Here is a 14,519-nt window from a genome sequence, read left to right on the forward strand (position 1 = left end):
GAGGCGTGTGCCGCCGTCGTGAGTCCTCCAAAACCGCGGGCCGCCACCACCTACTTTGGGCATAAAAGCTGCCCACCACTCCACTTGCACGGTGTGTCGGGGTGCCGCGGGTTCAATGTGGGTGGTGAGGGACCGCAGCGCGCTACACAAGCACCTAAGCGTCAATCGCCTTCTTGAGCGACCGGCGTCGTCCGTACTTGAAGTAGAAGATGGCGTAGCACGCGCCCACAAACGGGACGCCAAACAAGAGTGCAGCCACCTGGTTGGGGTCGAACGCGATGCCGATCAGCGACACCACGCACAGTGCGAACGCGAGGATCGGAACCAGCGGGAACAGGGGAGCCCGGTAGGGGAGTGTGCTCAGGTCGCCACCGTTCTTGATGAACGTCCGGCGGTAGATGAAGTGTGAAGCGACGATGGACATCCACACACCAACGGTGGCGAAACCGGCAACTGAAACGAGCACCAAGTAGACGGTGGCCGGGGCAACAACGCTGCTGATCAGCGAAGCCAGGCCGCCCAGCATACTGACGCAGAGGGCCGCCATGGGGATCCCGCGCTTGGTCAGTTTACGGAAGGCCTTGGGGGCGTGGCCTTCGTCGGCCAGCGAGAAAAGCATGCGTGCACAGGAGAAAAGCCCGCAGTTGCCGGCGGAAAGCAGTGCCGTGATGATCACGAAGTTCATGATGTCCGCAGCGTATGGGATGCCTAGCATGGAGAAGACCGTGACAAACGGGCTCTCGTCCACACTGACTTTCTCGTACGGAATGGTTGCCGCGATGACCACGATCGCACCAACAAAGAAGATCATGAGTCGGATGACCGTGGTGCGCATGGCCTTGGGGATGTTCGCGCCGGGGTTCGCCGTTTCGCCGGCGGCAACGCCGATCAGCTCGGAGCCCGAGAAAGCGTAGAAGACCGCCAGGCAGGTGACGAAGACGCCGGTGAAGCCATTCGGGAAGAGCCCGTCCGGCGTGCTGAAGTTCTCGCCAAATGAGGGGTATCCGCCAGCTGCGAGCGGGTGGAATCCGGCAAGCGCGGCACCGCCCAGGATGATCAGGCCGACGACGGCGGCGACCTTGATGAGCGCGAACCAGAACTCCGATTCACCAAAGACACGCGATGAAATGGCATTCAGGGTGAACAGGACCGTGGCGAAGACGAAGCACCAGATCCAGACGTCGACGCCAGGGAACCAGCGTTGCATGAGGAGGCCCGCCGCGGTGAACTCGGAACCTAGAGCCACGGCCCAGCAGAGCCAGTAGAGCCAGGCAGTGGCAAAGCCGGTGGCCGGGCCGATGGTCCGGGCTGCATAAATGTGGAAGGCACCCGAGACGGGGAACGCAACAGCGAGCTCCCCGAGGCATGCCATCACCAAATAGACCACCACGGCGCCAATGAGGTAGGCAATCACGGCACCCAACGGGCCGGCGGTGGCGATGGTGTATCCGGAACTAACGAACAGTCCAGAGCCGATGACGCCGCCCATGGCGATCATCACCAGGTGCCGGGCCTCCATGGACCGGCGAAGTCCTGTTTGTGAGGCGCCAGTCTGGGGCTGTGCCTCGGTTGCCGATGCTTCGGCTTCTGTGGGGGAGCTGAGTCCCATATTCCCTCCGGGAAGTTAGCCAGCAAAGTCTGAAGTAGTACCAGTCGGACGTGATCCAACTAACACGAGAACAAGATTCATCACATGACGAATGACCATTTCAAGGAGGATAAGAAACGCGATTGAACGCGCTGAACGCTCATGGGCGAGACTAAGAGTTCCTAATCATTGAGTCATGCGAGCAATTACTCTACTTGCGACCTGCTAGGTTCCTAGCGGGGCTTCGTAGGCGAGCAGCCTCCGAAGCCCTCTGATTTACTCGATCCCCGCAAACAGTTCGTTGAGTTCCGCGGTGAGCTGCTTCCGAACAGCCGGTGTGCCGATTTCCTTGCCGTTGATGTGATTCACAGGAGCGATCAAACGGATGCTTGAGATGAGCCATACGGCGTCGGCATCAAACAGGTCCTGCGGTACGAGCGGCCCATAGCCGAGCTCCCACCCGGCAGCTTTCGCCGCTGCGAACAGAGCCCCCTGAGACGTGCCCGGCAGAATTCCGCTGTCATGTTGCGGCGTAATGAGGCGGCGAACCGTCTTAACGGAACCCTCGCCGTCGTCCACTGTTTCAAGGTGCGCCAGCAACACGGTGGACGTCGGGCCCTCCAGCACGCGGCCGTCCGTGGAGGTGAAGATCGCGTCGTCTGCGCCTTGCTTATGCGCGAAGCGCAGCGCCGCCATATTGACCGCATAGGACAGCGTCTTGGCGCCCAGCAGCAGCCACGGTGCCCGCTCGCCGGCTTCGGTGTCGAAGCCACGGTCCAAAAGTACGACGTCGATGCCCGTCTCGCGCTGCCGGCGGCTGCCCGCGGGTGAGGGCGAAGCCTGCACCCAGCATGTGGGGCTGGCTGCGCCTTCAACGCCGCGGGTCACGATCAGCTTGACCACAACCTCGTCCTCCTCCGGAGTAGGGGAGGGGTGCGCGTCACGGAACTCGTTGATGGCGGTGTCGATCGCCTTGCGCCAGGCATCCTGCTCCGGAAGAACCAGGTCCAGGGCTGCGGCGGAACTGCTCAGCCGGTTCAGGTGGGCCTGGACCTTGCGGGGGCGTCCTTGAACAGCCAGGAGTGATTCGAACACGCCGTCGCCTCGGGTTGCGCCAAGGTCCGTAGCCATGAGTTGGGGCTGGCTGGAGTCGGCAATGCGTCCGTTTTCGAAGGCAGGGTCAAGGAAGACCAAGACCGTGGGAGCAGGTGAAGTCATGGTCCCAGCTTAGTGCTGGGCCGTGGCGGATGACTTTGCCGGATAGGCTGTGGTCACTGTTGTTCTTGGACCGTGGGGGTTTGTCGCGTGCTCTTTCCTTTTCCGTTTGGCCAGGAGTGGACCTGGTTGCTGGGCGCGTGGGCCATTGCGGAAGTGGTCATGCGCATCGTCCTTCTGGGCATCATTCCCGGCAACCGCCGTCCCACCACCGCCATGGCTTGGCTCTTGGCTGTGTTCCTCATCCCATCCGTAGGCTTCGTCCTGTTCCTTCTTTTCGGCAATTTCAAGTTGTCCAAGCGCAGGCGTGAGCAGCAGGAAGAAGTAAATCGCCGCGTTCGGGCCGTAACGTCCGATCTTGCGGATCCGGTGAGCGTTTACTCGGGTCCGGAGTGGGTGAAGTCGGCGGGTGAGCTGAACCATCGGCTCGGATCGCTGCCCATGGTTGATGGCAACAAGGTTGAGCTGATTCCCGGGTACCAGGAATCCATCAAAGCCATGGCCGAAGCGGTCAAGGGCGCCAAGAGCTACATCAACGCCGAGTTCTACATCATGAGCAGTGACTCCGTGACGGACGAACTGCTCACCGAGCTCGAGAAGGCGGCTGAGCGGGGTGTCACCGTCAGGCTGCTCTTCGACCACATTGGAACGCTGCGCGTCAAGGGGTACCGTCGCCTGATCCGCCGCCTCAAAGCAGGCAAGATCCAGTGGAAGCGGATGCTTCCGCTGCTGCCCATCCATGGTCAATGGCGGCGCCCGGACCTCAGGAATCACCGCAAGATCATGGTGATCGACGGCGAGATTGCCTTCACCGGCTCGCAGAACCTGATCGAGCCCTCTTACAACAATCCCAAGCACCACAAGATTGGCCGCAAATGGGTTGAGCTCATGTCCCGCCTCGAGGGGCCTATCGTGGCTACCCTCAACGTCGTGTTCGCCACGGACTGGCTCAGCGAAACGGACGAATCCCTTGAGGACCAGTTGCGCCTGCCGACCCAGCCGGCTCCAGGCCGTGTCACTGCCCAAGTAGTACCTAGTGGTCCAGGGTTCGCTACCGAAAACAACCTTCGCTTGTTCAATACCCTGATCTACTCCGCACAGCACAGAATCTCCATCTGCAGTCCGTACTTTGTCCCTGATGACTCCTTGCTCTACGCCATCACCACCGCCGCGCAGCGAGGCGTTGACGTGGAACTCTTCGTGTCCGAGAAGGGCGATCAATTCCTGGTTCACCACGCCCAGCGCTCCTACTACGAGGCCTTGCTGGACGCCGGAGTGCGGATCTACCTGTACCGGGCGCCGTACGTCCTCCACGCCAAGCACTTCACCATTGATGACGAGGTGGCTGTTCTTGGTTCCAGCAACATGGACATGCGCTCCTTCTCACTGAACATGGAGGTCTCGGTGATGCTCCTCGGCGCCGAAACCGTGAACCTCATGCGGGCCGTGGAGTCCACGTATCGAGAGGTGTCCCGTGAGCTTATGTTGGACGACTGGATGGATAGACCCCCGTTGGCCAAGTATGTGGATAACGTGGCCAGATTGACGGCGACGCTCCAGTAAAGACTCAGCCGGGGAAGTCAGCGCCCAGCGTGGACAGCACGCCGTACGCCTTGGTCCGGATTTCCTCGTACTCGTCGTCGGCCACGGAATCGGCGGTGATGGCCCCTCCCACGCCCAGTGACAGGGTTCGCCCGCCTGCGCCGTCAGGGTTTACCACCAGCGTGCGGATCACCACTGCGAGGTCCGTGGCCGCGTTCAGCGAGAAGTAGCCGATGGCGCCCGAGTAGATTCCCCGCGGCCCGGATTCGAGTTGGTCCAGGATGTCCATGGTGCTGATTTTCGGCGCACCTGTCATGGACCCGGCCGGGAAGGCTGCGGCCAGGGCTTCCGCCCGCGGAGCACCCGGACGAAGATGCGCGTCAATGGTGCTCACCATTTGGTGGACCGTGGCGTAGCTCTCGATGGCGCACAGCCGGCTGACCGTCACAGAACCCGGGATAGCGAAATGACTGAGGTCGTTGCGCAGAAGGTCCACGATCATGATGTTCTCTGCTCGGTCCTTCAGCGACGTCTCAAGATCCTGCCGCAACGCAGCATCTTCGGAGGCATCGGATGATCGGCGCCGGGTCCCCTTGATCGGTTCGGCGCGCATGCCGCCGTCGGACAGTATGCGGAGGAAGCGCTCGGGCGACGTGCTGGCGACCACCAGCTCGCCGAAGCGGAGGTAGCTGGCGAACGGTGCCGGGTTCCGGCGTCGCAGTGCCAGATAGCTGCTCCATGGATCCAGGTTCCCGGCGGCGGCTTCCAAGGTGGTGGTCAGGCAGATCTCGTAGGAGTTGCCTTCGCTGATCTCATGCTGGGAGTCCGCGATTTTGCGCTTGTAATCCGTCGCGGAGTCCCGGCTGACGAACTCAGGGCCGCCGGCAGGCTCCGCACTCAATGAGCCCGCGACGGAAGAGACCGGACCGGCCGCGGCAGCCTCGACGGCGGTGCGAGCCTCGCGCATCCATTCCCCGGCGTCGGGTGCGTCCAGGGCCAGCAGCCAGACAGTTTGTTCGCGATGATCCATCACCACAGCACGCCCGGCGAAGAGCAGCGCCGCATCGGGCGTGTCGGCGGGGACATCGTTGCCGCCGGTTTCGCGCTTGAGTTCGTAGCCGAGGTACCCGAGCCAGCCCAGCGTGAACTGGCCGTCGTAACCGCGGGGTGCTCGGACGGCGCGGCGGCCCCAGACGGAATCGAGCCAGCGGAAGAACGGCCCGGAGGTGGTCACGGAGGCAGACCCCGCCGTCACTTGGGTAGCGCCGGAGCGGTGCATGACCGACTGGCCGAACGTGCCGCCGTCGTCAGCCAGGATGCTGAAGCGGCTGCGGGCGGCCGCTTGGGATCGGCCGGCGACGGCTGAAGCGTTGGAAGAATCCAGCCATACCGCGTTGGTGGACCGGCCGTAGAGTGTCTCGAACAGGAGCGCCGCATCGGGCGCTGCCTCCAGGCGCTCGGACCGCAACTGAAGTCCCCGCCGCGCACTGAGTTCCGGCGACAAAATCGAAGCAACCGAAGGCAGGTACATCAGGGTTCGCAGGACATCGTCAGGGGCGTTGCCGTCGGCAAGGTTCTTCACGTGGATGTCGGCCGCGCTGATCACCTGATCGGTGGAAAGCCACTCATCCTCCTGGGCCGCCCAGCTGTCCCAGTACGGTTCGTAGGTGCTTCCGTCACGAGTCAAAGCTCGACGCCGGCGCTCGTCGCCGGAGGCTTCCACCCACACCACGGCATCCAGCATGGGTCGGGCAGCGTCCGCCGCAGCGCCCACGCCTTCCACGATGACGATCTCGGCGGGCAGCGTAACGTTCAGGCCGCCGTCGTAATGCTTTTCCCAGTCCCAGCTGGTCCACTCCGCGGCCAGGCCGTCGCTCAGCGGCGCGAGGACTGTGGCCACATAGCGCTCAATGCCGGGCATGAGGCCGTTCCAGCCGGGGTAGATGTCTTCCAGGTGGAACAGCGAAACCTTGTGGTGCTGCCGCAACCGGGCCGCCAGTTCAACGGCCAGGGTGGTTTTTCCTGCGCCGGACCTGCCGTCAACAGCGATGATCACGGGTGCAGGGGTCATGTCATAGAGGTTACCTGTTGGTGCTCGTGGCCTGAGGCTCCGTCCGCGGAGGCGATTGCTGCCTTGGTGTGTTGCACTATCCCTGGGATCGCGGCTTTGATGAGCGTCCAGGTGTTGTCGAAGTCTGTGTGGCCGCCATACCAGGGGTCCTCGATGCCGAGGTCCAAGGAGCTGCGGCCTCTCATGTGGGGATCGAAGCTGCGGAGCATCCGAACTTTTTTGAGGGAACCGTGATCCGGGGCGCCTTCCTGGAGCCAGCCGAAGTGATCAACGTCCAGGGCGAGGATCAGGTCCCGTTGGGCGTACCATTCACGCCGCCATTCGCGGGCAACGTGGTTCTCCGAAGCGAGGTGTTGGGCCGTCAGGACTCGTGCGGCGCGGGGGTCGATGGGGTGCCCTACCTCGTACCCTGTGGTGCCCGCAGAGTCCACCACTACAAGCTCGCCGAGCCCTTCCGCGTCGAAGGCTTCGGTGAGCATGAGCGCTGCCATGGGCGAGCGGCAGATGTTTCCAGTGCAGACCGTGATGATGCGGTATGGGCTCGTCGTTGAGTACATGCAGCAAGCATGATTGATGGCGCCCCCTCTTGGCTAGGGGCAACTTCACAAGTGAGTCACTTTTCCTGTCAAAGCTGTCACGCGGCTGCTACGGGCAAGCAGGTTGCGTTTAGGCGGGGGCGGTGGTTGGAGCTTCGGCGGCCAGCGCTGCGGCGGCCAGGTAAACGGTACGTACGACGGCGGCGCGCCGCCTGTCTGCCCGGCCGGGGTCGTTGCCGGCCATGAGTCCGTCGAGCGCAGGGAGCACGGGAGCGGCGTCGCACAAGCTCACGATGGTGATGAGGAGATCCCCGGCGTCTTCCCTGGAGATGCCGGGGAGGGCGGCGATGGTGCTGTTGACTTTCGATGCGCAGTTGGCCATCCGCTTCGGCAGCCCGACAACCTCCGCGCCACGTTCCAGCCCTTCCCAGAACAGGAGGCGTGGCGCGGTGGCATCCTTCTGGTGGTGGTCGAAGAGTCGGCCGGCGTAGTCTGCCATGGCCTCGGGTCCGCTGCCCTCGATGGGAACTTCGTCCATGAGCGTACTGAGCGCGGACACGATGACGGCATCGAACAGGGCATTCTTATTGCCGAAGTATTGGTAGATCCGCTCTTTGTTGACGCCGGCCTCCGCTGCTATGCGGTCAATGCGGGCGCCGGCCAGTCCACGCGTGCAGAACTCGGACGTGGCTGCCTGAAGCAGCAGTCCCTTGGTTCGCTCTGTGTCCCATGCCATGCAGTCATATTACCATTTTCCAACCAGCTGGTTGTAATTGTTTGCGAGCGGGGTTATGGTGATTCCAAGCCAAAAGCAACCGTTTAGTTGGAGAACGCCATGACAGCCCAAGCAACGTCCCAAGTCACCGCTGAGTCCACGTCCCCGGCCGCCCCTGCCCGTCCGAAAGCGCCGTCCGTTCACATGCGGGCACTCATCACCTGGCTGGCCATCTTCCCGCTGGTGTCCATCGGCATGCTGCTCCTCGGCCCGATCATGGAACCGTGGCACCCCGTCCTGCGGGCCCTCCTGCTGACGGCGCTGGTGGTTCCCGCCGCGGTGTACGTTGTGGTTCCCCGGCTCATGGCCGGCCACGGAGCCCTGAGCCGCAAAGCAGTAGAGCGCGCAGCACAGCGCGCGGCCCGCAAGTCCGCTTAACCCAAGTAGGTCGCAGATCAGGCCGTTTGAGCGCTCAAAACGGCCTGAACTGCGACCCAGTCGGGTGCGGCGCCGGGACTAAGCGCCCCGCAGCCGCTCGACGTCGGCGATGCCCGGGTACGCAGCCTGCGTGCCCTTCTTGGTGGCAGCCAAGGCCGCAGCCACCGAGGCGAAGGACGCGGCATCCGCAAGGGATTCGCCAGCGGCCAGGCGCGCAGCGACAGCACCAGTGAAGGCATCACCGGCACCCGTGGTGTCCACCGCAGAAACGCGTGTTGGGGCGATCCGGGTGATCTGATCCTCGGTACCACGGGCCAGCGAATCCAGTACTACGGAACCCCGTGAGCCGAGGGTCACCAGAACCCGCTGCAGACCACGGTCCGCGAACTGGCTCCGGACCGGCTCCCATGCTTCAGCCTCTGCGTCGGCGTCCGGAACGTCGGCCTCTGCACCAAGGAATAATGAGGCCTCGTGCGCGTTCACCAGCAGCACATCGCTCAACCCGGCCAAGCGCTCCGGCACCTCGGCGTAAGGCGAGAGGTTGAGCAGAACTGTCGCACCGGCGTCGTGCCCTGCTTGGGCGGCGGCAATCACAGTATCGATCCCCACCTCCAGGCAGAGGCACACCACAGCCGCATCCCGGAAGGCGTCCGGCGTAACATCCGAAGGCCTGAGGGTGCCATTGGCGCCGGCCGAGATGATGATGCTGTTCTCGCCGCCGGCGTCCACGGAAATGACCGCGACGCCTGTGGCGACGTCGGAGCGTCGGACGCGCGAAACGTCCACTCCGGCGCTGGCTGTCGACTTCAGGAGCATGCTGCCGTTGGGGTCGTCACCCACGGCACCGATCAGGCTGACCTGACCGCCGAGCTTACTGGCAGCCACCGCCTGGTTGGCGCTCTTCCCGCCGGGGTTTACGGCGAACCCGTTGCCGTGGACCGTCTCGCCGGGTTGGGGGAGGCGGTCGCAGTAGATGGTCAGGTCGGCGTTGAGGGAGCCGACGACGACGATTCCCGCCTTGGGTGCGCTGGTCATGCGGTCACCTTCTCGGTTTCGGTCACTTCTGCGTCAACCGGCTTGGGGATCAGGAGTGAAGCTGCGAAGGCTGCGAGGGTGATGGCCAGACCAACCACAACCACCGTCAAATATGAAGCCTTGTCATCATTCAACGAGGCTGTGGCGACGAGGACCGCGGGCAGGACAAGGAAGCTGAGACCGGCACCGAGGTTGAAGGCGCCGGCGTTCATGCCAGGCAGGAAGCCCGGGTTGCCCTGCGGCGAGAGAACCACGCCGAGTCCGTTCAGCATGATGTTGACGGTACCGGCGTACATGATGCCCAGCAAGGCTGTTCCCACGATCATCATCGGCAGGCTGTTGAGGCCCAAGAACGCGATGATCGCCAGCGCCACCAAGCTGCCAAGCAGGCCGATACGCAGGACCTTGGTGTAGCCGAGGACCGGGGCAAGCCGGCCGCTGATGGGGCCGAACAGCCAACCAAGCAGGGCGTACGGCGTAAGGATGATGAGCGACATCTCCGTGGGGCCAACGCCGAAACCGGGGTCGGCTGCCTGCACATACGCGGGGACGATCCCGTTGATGACCGCGAAGATACCCGTCATGGTGAGAGTGGTGGTCAGCAGCGGAGCCCACGTGGAGCGCTGGCGCAGGTGCACGGTTTCCACCATGGGCTGCTTGGCGCGCTTCTCAACCGTCCAGAACGCAAAGAACGCGACGGCGGCGACCAGCGTGAGTGCGATCGCGAGAGTCAGGGTGCCGGCGTCGAAGGCCGTGGCCAGCTTGGCGCCCTCGTTCAGGGCCGTCAGCAGGGCACCAACGGCGATGACGATGAAGAACACGCCCAGCCAGTCCATGGTGGTGCCGGCGGCGGGCTTGCTTTCACCAGCCAGGACAGCAATCAGGACGGTCGCTACCAAAGCGAGTGCAACCATCAACCAGAAGATGCTGCGGAAGCCGAAGTTCTCAGCGAAGTATCCACCAACGAATGAGTCGACGCCGGCCACGCCGCCGTTGACCGCGGTGATGAGGCCCATGAGGGTGCCGTACTTGCGGGGATTGCTGACCGCTGAACGGAGCATGATCAGGCAGAGCGGAACTGTGGGGCCGCTGACGCCCTGGATGATGCGGCCCACGAAGAGCCACGTGACGTCCGGGGCCATTGCTGCGATGACCGAGCCCACAGCCATCAGGAGCATCATGCCGACGAGGATCTTCTTGCGGCCCACGATGTCGCTCAGGCGCGGGAGGAAGAGGGAGAAGAGGGCTGCGGCGGTGAAGAACCAGGTTTGGGACAGGCCGATGGTGGCTTGGTCAGTGTTGAGCTCGTTGCCCATGGTGACCAGTGCGGGGCTGAGCATGGACGCATTGAGCTGGAAGGCCACGCAGGCGGCCAGCAACGCAACCATGAGGGCGGTGACGTTGCCGCGGGTGGGTTTGGCTTCGGTGAGCGTGGTCATTAGTGGGACTCTCCCGCCAGGACCGTTTCGGCTACGGCGGTGGCGTCAGCGCCGCCGTCGTGAGCTGGTTCGCCGATCCGTTCAATGGCATCGGTGACCAAATCCCAGAACTTCTTGTGATCCAGGTCCACGGCAACGGAGGTGTGGCAGTCATCCGGTGCGGGTGCGCGGAAATCGGCTACGGTCATGCCGAGAGTGAGCTTGCCCTGCAGTTCGATGTCCACGGGGACCTTGCGGGTGGTCATGACGGTGGGATCGATGACATAGGCCACGGCACACGGATCGTGGACCGGCGGGAAATCGAAGCCCTGGGCATCTTTGTAGGTCTTCTGGAAGAAGTCCATGAGTTCCATGACGAACTTGGCCGGCTTGGTGCCAATTTTTGCGATGCGGTCCACTACCTCGTCCGTGGCCAGCGCCTGGTGCGTGAGGTCCAGACCGACCATCACCAAGGGCCACTTTTCGTTGAAGACAATGTGCGCGGCTTCGGGGTCGATGATGATGTTGAACTCCGCCACGGCGCTCCAGTTGCCCACGTGGTAGCCACCGCCCATGAGGACAACTTCCTTGACGCGCTCCACGATGCGGGGTTCCTTGCGGGCGGCCATGGCGATGTTGGTGAGCCCCGCGGTGGGGACCAAAGTGACGGTGCCCGGCTCATGCGCCATGACAGTTTCAATGATGAGGTCGACGGCGTGGCGCGGGTCCAGCTCGATGGCGGACTCAGGCTGTTCCGGGCCGTCCATACCGGAGTCGCCGTGGATGCTGGGGGCCGTTTCGATGGTGCGGACCAAGGGACGGTCGCAGCCAGCGGCGAAGGGGACGCCGGTGATGCCGGCAATGGTGGCTACGGAGAGGGCGTTCCGGGTGACCTTTTCCAGAGTCTGGTTGCCCACAACGGTGGTCACGGCCAGGAGCTCGATGTCCGGGTTGCCGTGCGCCAGCAGCAATGCCACTGCGTCGTCATGGCCAGGGTCGCAGTCAAGAATGATCTTCTTGCGTGCCGGTGTCATGGTGTTGGGATCCACGTTTCTCTCCACGTCATTGGGGCCTGCCTGGAACTTGCCCGGGGCAGGGCGCTAAGCATTCAGGGGAATTCTGGCACTGCTTTGTGGGTTACGTCAAACGCTTAACGCTCAAAGCGTCAAGCGCTTGATGCCTTCTCGCAGGTCAGGGCGCTTAATGGACGCTACGATCGATGCATGGAATCCCTGGAACGGCGCCATGGCCGCGCGCCCCGCTCCCAACGCGTGACGGCCGCGATGGTGGCCGCCCGTGCAGGGGTTTCCACGGCCACCGTGTCACTGGTGGCGAACGGCAAAACCCAAGGCCGGGTATCCGATGACAACATCTCCCGGGTCCGCTCTGCGATTGCCGAGCTCGGCTATGTGGTGGACAGCATTGGCAGTTCCCTGGCCCGCGGCGTCAGCTCGATCGTCATTCTTGTGACCCCGGACGTGTCCAACCCTTTCTTTGCCAACGTCATCACCGGGGTACGGGAATCGTTGGGGTCCGAGTATCAGCTGCTGCTTTCCGTGACCGACGCCGGAGAATCACCCCAAGCCGATGACGTTCGCAAACTGCTGGCGCTCCGTCCTGCCGGCTTGCTGGTAGGTGCTCCCAGCGCGGAATTCCTGGAAGACCTGTCCGCAGCCGCGCCCCTGGTATTGCTGGACGCGCCGGGGTTGGAATCGTTTGCTCCCTCCGTGAACCTTGATGTCGCCCAGGGGGCCCGGGAACTGGCCCGTCATCTCGCTGCTTCCGGGCACACCCGGGCCGCTTATGTGGACGGCGTGACAGGTACTACTACCTTCCAGCTGCGCCGCGAAGCCTTCTTGGCGGAGGCTGCTGCGTGTGGACTCTCGGTGGCCGACGGGCACGTCATTGGCACCCCGATCGACGTCGGTGCTGCCGCCGCCGCGTTCGCAGACGCCTGGCCGGAGTGGCAGCGCGAGGCGGTCACCGCCGTCGTATGCGGTACCGATACGCACGCCTATGGCGTGCTGCAGGAAGCGCGCGTGGAGGGTGTCCGGATCCCTGAGGAGTTGGCCGTGGCGGGCTTCGATGATCTGCCGTACTCGGCCACCAGCAACCCAAGCCTCACCACCGTCCATCTGCCGGCTACGCCGCTGGGGCGCAAAGCGGGGGAGCAGCTGCGGGGACTCATGGAAGGCGTGCCGTTGGAGGAGCCCCATGTGACACTCGAGAGCTCGCTGGTGGTGCGGGGATCTACGTCACTTAGTTAGGTGACAGCGGGCGGAGCTGCGCTTCCGATACGGGGTTCGACACCGTGAAGTAGATCTGGGGAGCGGTCATGTCGCCCCAGTCCTCCTTTTTCACGCGGACAGCGGAGGGCGTTACCTCGGCGATCCGCACGCGAAGCCAAGCACCGTCGTCGAGGAGCAGTTCGTGAGGTTCGGCGAGGTAGCGGAGGCCGAGTTCATCAAGAGTTTCCTCGGCGGTGAACCAATCCACAACTGCTGTGCGGGGGCGTCCCAGCATGTCAATGGCCACGAATCCGTCATCCACCGGCTTCATCCAGCCCACGTGCTCACGGTCGTCCGCTCGTCGGTGTTCGATCCAGTCCGCTTCCATGGCTTCGACGGTAGCACCGCGTTTTGCTGAGACGCGTCGAGGCTTAGTGTCTGAAATCCGTGGCTAGTGGATGACCGCCAGCAGGATGCCCACCAGGACGAACAAGCAGCCAAACACGCGATTGAGGACCTTCTGGCCCTTTTGGTCATGGGTAAATCGCTGGAACGACCGCGCGGCAAACGCGAAGAAGAACCACATCACCATGATGTCGATGATGATGACCGTAGCCGTCAGTACCGCGTATTGCTGGAGCAACGGCTGGTCCGGCCGGATGAATTGCGGCATGAAGGCCAGGAAAAAGACGATCGCCTTCGGGTTCAGCAAGTTCACCCAAATGCCGCGCTGGAACATGGAAAGGGCGGACTCGTTCTTCTTGTCCGCAACCTCTTCCTTGTCCAGGTCCGGCTTGTGCAGGAACTGGCGAATACCGAGGTACACCAGGTATGCGGCGCCGGCGTAGCGGATGACGTTGAAGATCACCGGCGAGTTGGAGACCAGCACGCCCACGCCCAGAGCGACGATCACAATATGGATGACCAAGGCCACCTGTTGACCGAGAATTCCCCAGATGGAGCGTCGGAAGCCGGAATTGAGCGAGTTGCTCATGGTGAAGATGGCACCGGCGCCGGGAGTGAAACTGATCAGGGTGCCGGCGCCAACCAGGGCCAGCCAAAGTGAAAACTGCACCACCTCAGCTTATGCCGGTGAGGTGGGTGGTCTGGACGCGTTGCTTCCTGACCTTGTTTGGCGCTCGAGACAACAGAATGAGCCAAGGGTGTTGACTTAGTTGTTGTTTGAATTCGATACGTGTCCATACCTCTTCAAGAAATCCTGCCGCCAGTGGCATTCGGGATACTTGGAAAGGCTCGAATGGCGCCAGTGCAGCATGGTTTCTGGCAGATCTCTTCCGTGTTGGTCAAAGTAGGAGTGGAGCTCGACGGCCGTTGCCCGCGACTCGTCGACACCGTAGTTCCCGATCATGCGTAGCCCACGTGCTATTGCTAGTCTCCGCAGCTTCGCGATCTCAACAGGCGCAGGCTCAGCGCTTTCGAAATCGAAGTCTTGCCAACAACCGCCGTAGGCGATGGCAAAGTACTTGATCCCTTCCGTCGTAAGGACCTCGAAGATGTCGTCGAAGAGTGGCTCCAGCGAACCATCAAACTGATAACTGGCGATGCCGATGCTGGTTAAACACATGTCGGAATTGAGGCCGATGACAACAAGCCTTCTGAGCGGTCTCTCGTTGGGAGCTATGTAGGGGCGCGCGAGTACCTGGATGTCGAAGCCAGCTTGAATAATCATGCTTCGAGGCTATGATCAGGCGCCATCCTCCGGGACTCGACAG

At 62.9% G+C, this 14,519-nt stretch carries 14 protein-coding genes; 3 read left to right on the forward strand and 11 right to left on the reverse strand.

The genetic code is table 11. The features are described from left to right. Positions 1-154: 154 nt before the first annotated feature. Positions 155-1,609 carry an amino acid permease gene (locus J3A64_RS21060; RefSeq protein WP_210065731.1) on the reverse strand — a complete coding sequence of 485 codons (1,455 nt, stop codon included), beginning with the start codon at positions 1,607-1,609 and terminating at the stop codon, positions 155-157. Positions 1,610-1,864: 255 nt separating this feature from the next. Further along, complete coding sequence (locus tag J3A64_RS21065; RefSeq protein ID WP_011776267.1) at positions 1,865-2,806, reverse strand: aminodeoxychorismate lyase; 942 nt, start codon at positions 2,804-2,806, stop codon at positions 1,865-1,867. A gap of 87 nt (positions 2,807-2,893) precedes the next feature. Here J3A64_RS21065 and cls point away from each other — a divergent pair, with 87 nt between their 5' ends. Next, the gene (cls, locus tag J3A64_RS21070) at positions 2,894-4,366 is read left to right on the forward strand and encodes a cardiolipin synthase (RefSeq protein WP_014922927.1); all 1,473 of its coding nucleotides are present in this window, start codon (positions 2,894-2,896) and stop codon (positions 4,364-4,366) included. A gap of 4 nt (positions 4,367-4,370) precedes the next feature. Here the strand turns inward: cls and pabB are convergent, their stop codons facing one another. From pabB to J3A64_RS21085, 3 genes are all read right to left on the reverse strand, one after another. Then, positions 4,371-6,416, reverse strand: a complete 2,046-nt coding sequence (gene pabB / locus J3A64_RS21075; RefSeq protein WP_210065733.1) for an aminodeoxychorismate synthase component I — start codon at positions 6,414-6,416, stop codon at positions 4,371-4,373. Beyond that, complete coding sequence (locus tag J3A64_RS21080; protein ID WP_210065734.1) at positions 6,413-6,973, reverse strand: low molecular weight protein-tyrosine-phosphatase; 561 nt, start codon at positions 6,971-6,973, stop codon at positions 6,413-6,415. Before J3A64_RS21080 ends, pabB begins: the two co-directional genes overlap by 4 nt. Positions 6,974-7,082: 109 nt before the next feature. Next, positions 7,083-7,688 (reverse strand): TetR/AcrR family transcriptional regulator, encoded by a 606-nt coding sequence (locus J3A64_RS21085; protein ID WP_014922924.1) that lies wholly within the window; start codon positions 7,686-7,688, stop codon positions 7,083-7,085. A gap of 99 nt (positions 7,689-7,787) precedes the next feature. Here J3A64_RS21085 and J3A64_RS21090 point away from each other — a divergent pair, with 99 nt between their 5' ends. Then, positions 7,788-8,105, forward strand: coding sequence for a hypothetical protein (locus J3A64_RS21090; protein WP_043470738.1), 318 nt, complete (start codon positions 7,788-7,790; stop codon positions 8,103-8,105). Between the two features lie 78 nt (positions 8,106-8,183). On the opposite strand, the gene J3A64_RS21095 is transcribed toward J3A64_RS21090, so the two are convergent. Genes J3A64_RS21095 through J3A64_RS21105 form a run of 3 tightly spaced genes read right to left on the reverse strand, consistent with a single transcriptional unit; the run spans position 8,184 to position 11,592 of the window. Beyond that, positions 8,184-9,140: a ribokinase gene (locus J3A64_RS21095; RefSeq protein ID WP_210065736.1), complete on the reverse strand. Its 957-nt coding sequence runs from the start codon at positions 9,138-9,140 to the stop codon at positions 8,184-8,186. Further along, a complete protein-coding gene (locus J3A64_RS21100) occupies positions 9,137-10,579 on the reverse strand; it encodes an MFS transporter (RefSeq protein ID WP_014922921.1) in 1,443 nt (480 codons plus the stop codon). Before J3A64_RS21100 ends, J3A64_RS21095 begins: the two co-directional genes overlap by 4 nt. After that, positions 10,579-11,592, reverse strand: coding sequence for a nucleoside hydrolase (locus J3A64_RS21105; RefSeq protein ID WP_011776260.1), 1,014 nt, complete (start codon positions 11,590-11,592; stop codon positions 10,579-10,581). Before J3A64_RS21105 ends, J3A64_RS21100 begins: the two co-directional genes overlap by 1 nt. Positions 11,593-11,781: 189 nt before the next feature. Here J3A64_RS21105 and J3A64_RS21110 point away from each other — a divergent pair, with 189 nt between their 5' ends. Further along, positions 11,782-12,825: a LacI family DNA-binding transcriptional regulator gene (locus tag J3A64_RS21110; RefSeq protein ID WP_210065737.1), complete on the forward strand. Its 1,044-nt coding sequence runs from the start codon at positions 11,782-11,784 to the stop codon at positions 12,823-12,825. Here J3A64_RS21110 and J3A64_RS21115 read toward each other — a convergent pair. The 3 genes from J3A64_RS21115 to J3A64_RS21125 form a co-directional block, all read right to left on the reverse strand. Next, positions 12,818-13,174 (reverse strand): hypothetical protein, encoded by a 357-nt coding sequence (locus J3A64_RS21115; RefSeq protein ID WP_011776258.1) that lies wholly within the window; start codon positions 13,172-13,174, stop codon positions 12,818-12,820. The genes J3A64_RS21110 and J3A64_RS21115 overlap by 8 nt on opposite strands. A 63-nt stretch (positions 13,175-13,237) precedes the next feature. After that, on the reverse strand, positions 13,238-13,861 hold the full coding sequence (locus J3A64_RS21120) for a LysE family transporter (protein ID WP_043471529.1): 624 nt from the start codon (positions 13,859-13,861) through the stop codon (positions 13,238-13,240). A 96-nt stretch (positions 13,862-13,957) separates the two neighbouring features. Continuing rightward, on the reverse strand, positions 13,958-14,476 hold the full coding sequence (locus J3A64_RS21125; protein WP_210065739.1) for a hypothetical protein: 519 nt from the start codon (positions 14,474-14,476) through the stop codon (positions 13,958-13,960). Positions 14,477-14,519: the final 43 nt, after the last annotated feature.

Source organism: Pseudarthrobacter sp. PvP004 (assembly GCF_017876035.1).
Lineage (GTDB): Bacteria > Actinomycetota > Actinomycetes > Actinomycetales > Micrococcaceae > Arthrobacter > Arthrobacter aurescens_A.

Bases quoted from the DNA above. Each gene is read 5' to 3' on its own strand.
- J3A64_RS21105 (WP_011776260.1), bottom strand. From the start codon at position 11,592: ATGACACCGGCACGCAAGAAGATCATTCTTGACTGCGACCCTGGCCAT.
- pabB (WP_210065733.1), bottom strand. From the start codon at position 6,416: ATGACCCCTGCACCCGTGATCATCGCTGTTGACGGCAGGTCCGGCGCA.
- J3A64_RS21090 (WP_043470738.1), top strand. From the start codon at position 7,788: ATGACAGCCCAAGCAACGTCCCAAGTCACCGCTGAGTCCACGTCCCCG.
- J3A64_RS21110 (WP_210065737.1), top strand. From the start codon at position 11,782: ATGGAATCCCTGGAACGGCGCCATGGCCGCGCGCCCCGCTCCCAACGC.
- J3A64_RS21125 (WP_210065739.1), bottom strand. From the start codon at position 14,476: ATGATTATTCAAGCTGGCTTCGACATCCAGGTACTCGCGCGCCCCTAC.
- J3A64_RS21085 (WP_014922924.1), bottom strand. From the start codon at position 7,688: ATGGCATGGGACACAGAGCGAACCAAGGGACTGCTGCTTCAGGCAGCC.
- J3A64_RS21095 (WP_210065736.1), bottom strand. From the start codon at position 9,140: ATGACCAGCGCACCCAAGGCGGGAATCGTCGTCGTCGGCTCCCTCAAC.
- J3A64_RS21065 (WP_011776267.1), bottom strand. From the start codon at position 2,806: ATGACTTCACCTGCTCCCACGGTCTTGGTCTTCCTTGACCCTGCCTTC.
- J3A64_RS21115 (WP_011776258.1), bottom strand. From the start codon at position 13,174: ATGGAAGCGGACTGGATCGAACACCGACGAGCGGACGACCGTGAGCAC.
- J3A64_RS21060 (WP_210065731.1), bottom strand. From the start codon at position 1,609: ATGGGACTCAGCTCCCCCACAGAAGCCGAAGCATCGGCAACCGAGGCA.
- J3A64_RS21080 (WP_210065734.1), bottom strand. From the start codon at position 6,973: ATGTACTCAACGACGAGCCCATACCGCATCATCACGGTCTGCACTGGA.
- J3A64_RS21100 (WP_014922921.1), bottom strand. From the start codon at position 10,579: ATGACCACGCTCACCGAAGCCAAACCCACCCGCGGCAACGTCACCGCC.